The organism is Micromonospora sp. M51, assembly GCF_018070305.1.
Lineage (GTDB): Bacteria > Actinomycetota > Actinomycetes > Mycobacteriales > Micromonosporaceae > Micromonospora > Micromonospora parva.
On the sequence record NZ_JAGPXZ010000896.1, the window covers coordinates 1 to 2,243 of the forward strand.

Here is a 2,243-nt window from a genome sequence, read left to right on the forward strand (position 1 = left end):
GGCGTAGCGGACGGCGGCCGGGTTGGCGCCGAAGAAGATCGGCGCGGGGGAGACCTGACCGTCCACCACTGTCATGCTCACCGACAGGTGGTGGCCTTCGAGTCGCCACGCCCAGCGGTCGTCGCGCGCCGGGTCGCCGAACACGGCCACCCAGTAGTCGGCGCTGTGCCGCCCGCGCTGCCAGCCCTCAGCCCGGTCCAGCACCTCCTCCAGGGAGATGATGGCCATGGCCTGCGCGTACGCCGAGGGGCTGAGCGCGGTGGCCAGCAGCCGGTGCGCGGCCTTGCGGGCGGTGACGTCGAGGTCGGCGAGGCAGACGCCCGGTCGGGGGCGGGGCCGGTATTCCAGCCAGCGGCGGGCCGCCTCGTCGTCGAACGAGTGCGCGGCGCGCTCGCGGGCGGCGGGGTCGAGCGCGGTCAGCAGCGCGGTGCCGGCGGCCCGCATCTGCTCCGGCAGGGGATCTTCCACCGCCCCTGTATACCGCCAGGCCGGGCCGGTGTCAGCCGACGCGCAGCAGCTCGGTCATCTCCGGCAGGTCGAAGAAGCGCGCGGTTTCGAGGGCCGACGGGTTGCCGTGTGCCGGGTCGGCGCCGGCGGCGAGCAGCGCGCGGACCGCTTCGGTGCTGCTGCGGAAGACCGCCGCGGCCAGCGCGGTCTGACCCCGGTCGTTGGCCCGGGTGTGGTCGGCGCCGCGGCTGAGCAGGGCGGCCACCGTGTCCGGGTGGGAGTGGTACGCGGCGAGGATGAGCAGCGTGTCGCCCTTGTCGTTGGTGAGGTTGACCGGCAGGCCGGCGTCGAGTTGTGCCGCCAGTTCGTCGGTGGAGCCGGCCCGGGCCAGGTCGAACATCCGGTGCGCGAACGCCAGCGTCTCGGCGTCGAGGTCCTCGGTCACCGCCCCAGGTTAGTCGCACCGCTGCTGATAGGTTGCTCGGCCGGCGCGCTGGGGGAGGGATCCGATGGGTGAGACGGTGTACGTGGGCAACGCGGGTGTCGACGGCGCCACCAACGCCGGTTGGCTGCTCGGGCATTTCGCTCCGCCGGGGGAGATCCGGCACAGCACCGACGTCGAGGTGAAGTGGGGTGTGCATCCGCCCGGGCAGGCGCGGTCGCGGTGGGCGACCGGCGAGCTGCGCACCACGCTGCTCGTCCTCGTCGAGGGGTGTTTCCGGGTGGAGCTGCCGGACCGGACGGTACGGCTGGCCGCGCCGGGCGACTACGTGGTGTGGGCTCGTGGGGTGGACCATTCCTGGTTCGCCGAGAGCGCGTCGGTGGTGTTGACAGTGCGGTGGCCGTCGTTGCCGGGCTACCGGGTGGACCCGCCCGTGCTGCGCTGATCGACCCGTGGGGCTGACCGGCGTCCCAACAGGCGGAATTACCTACTAAACCTATAGGCTTTGCCGTCTAGAGTACGAGGGCACCCCGCCGAACGACCCGCGAGGAACCGCCATGACGCACCACCGTCCGGAGCCCGACCTGCTCACCGTTGCCGCCGGGTGGGCCGACCCGGCCGGCTGGCCGGTGGCGCTGCGGTTCGACCCCGCCGAGCGCTGGTACGCCCGCCTCGCCGTCACCGACGAGCACGAGGTGTGGGCGCTGAGCTGGCTGCCCGGGCAGGGCACCGACCTGCACGACCACGGCGGCTCCTCCGGAGCGTTCCGGGTGGTCGCCGGCGTGCTCACCGAGGAGACGGTCAGCGCCGGCCGCCTCCGCCCCCGACTGCTGCCCGCCGGTGCCGGCCGGCGCTTCGGCCCCCGGCACGTGCACCAGGTGACCAACCGGGGCGCGGACCCGGCGGTCAGCGTGCACGTCTACCGACCGGCACTGCTGCGCATGACCCGCTACCACCTGCGGGACGGTCGGCTGCGGGTCGCCGAGATCGCCGAGGCCGGCCGGTCCTGGTAGGTCGGCGCACCGAGATCCCCTGTCACCGGAAGGAACCGAGAATGCAGATGACCGCCGAGCACTGTCCCGCCCCCGTGCCGCCGCCGGGCTCCCGGGGCATCGACGAGATCCTGGCCGCCGCCCGGGCCCGGCTGCGCCGACTGGACCCGGAGCGGGCGCACCTGGCGTACCGGAGCGGTGCGCTGCTGGTCGACATCCGCCCGGCCGCCCAGCGGGCCGCGCACGGCGTGGTGCCGGGCTCGCTCATCGTCGAGCGCAACGTGCTGGAGTGGCGCTTCGACCCGCGCTGCCCAGCCCGGCTGCCGCAGGCCGTCGACTACGACGTACCGGTGGTGATCCTC

The 2,243-nt window shown here is 74.0% G+C and carries 4 protein-coding genes and 1 pseudogene; 3 read left to right on the forward strand and 2 right to left on the reverse strand.

All coding sequences use genetic code 11. The annotated features are described in order from the left end of the window. Window positions 1–468 (reverse strand): DUF3500 domain-containing protein (locus tag KBX53_RS30355; RefSeq protein WP_210863128.1); only part of this gene is annotated, 468 nt, incomplete at its 3' end. A gap of 31 nt (window positions 469–499) precedes the next feature. Further along, window positions 500–892, reverse strand: coding sequence for an ankyrin repeat domain-containing protein (locus tag KBX53_RS30360; RefSeq protein ID WP_030332717.1), 393 nt, complete (start codon window positions 890–892; stop codon window positions 500–502). A gap of 64 nt (window positions 893–956) precedes the next feature. On the opposite strand from KBX53_RS30360, the gene KBX53_RS30365 reads away from it, so the two are divergent. From KBX53_RS30365 to KBX53_RS30375, 3 genes and pseudogenes are all read left to right on the forward strand, one after another. Next, window positions 957–1,334, forward strand: a complete 378-nt coding sequence (locus KBX53_RS30365) for a signal peptidase I (RefSeq protein ID WP_030332718.1) — start codon at window positions 957–959, stop codon at window positions 1,332–1,334. Window positions 1,335–1,446: 112 nt separating this feature from the next. Further along, window positions 1,447–1,902 carry a cysteine dioxygenase family protein gene (locus KBX53_RS30370; RefSeq protein WP_210863130.1) on the forward strand — a complete coding sequence of 152 codons (456 nt, stop codon included), beginning with the start codon at window positions 1,447–1,449 and terminating at the stop codon, window positions 1,900–1,902. Window positions 1,903–1,949: 47 nt separating this feature from the next. After that, window positions 1,950–2,243, forward strand: a pseudogene (locus KBX53_RS30375) (sulfurtransferase); the annotation flags it as partial.

Excerpts from the sequence above, each read along its gene's own strand:
- KBX53_RS30370 (WP_210863130.1), top strand. The coding sequence starts at position 1,447 with ATGACGCACCACCGTCCGGAGCCCGACCTGCTCACCGTTGCCGCCGGG.
- KBX53_RS30365 (WP_030332718.1), top strand. The coding sequence starts at position 957 with ATGGGTGAGACGGTGTACGTGGGCAACGCGGGTGTCGACGGCGCCACC.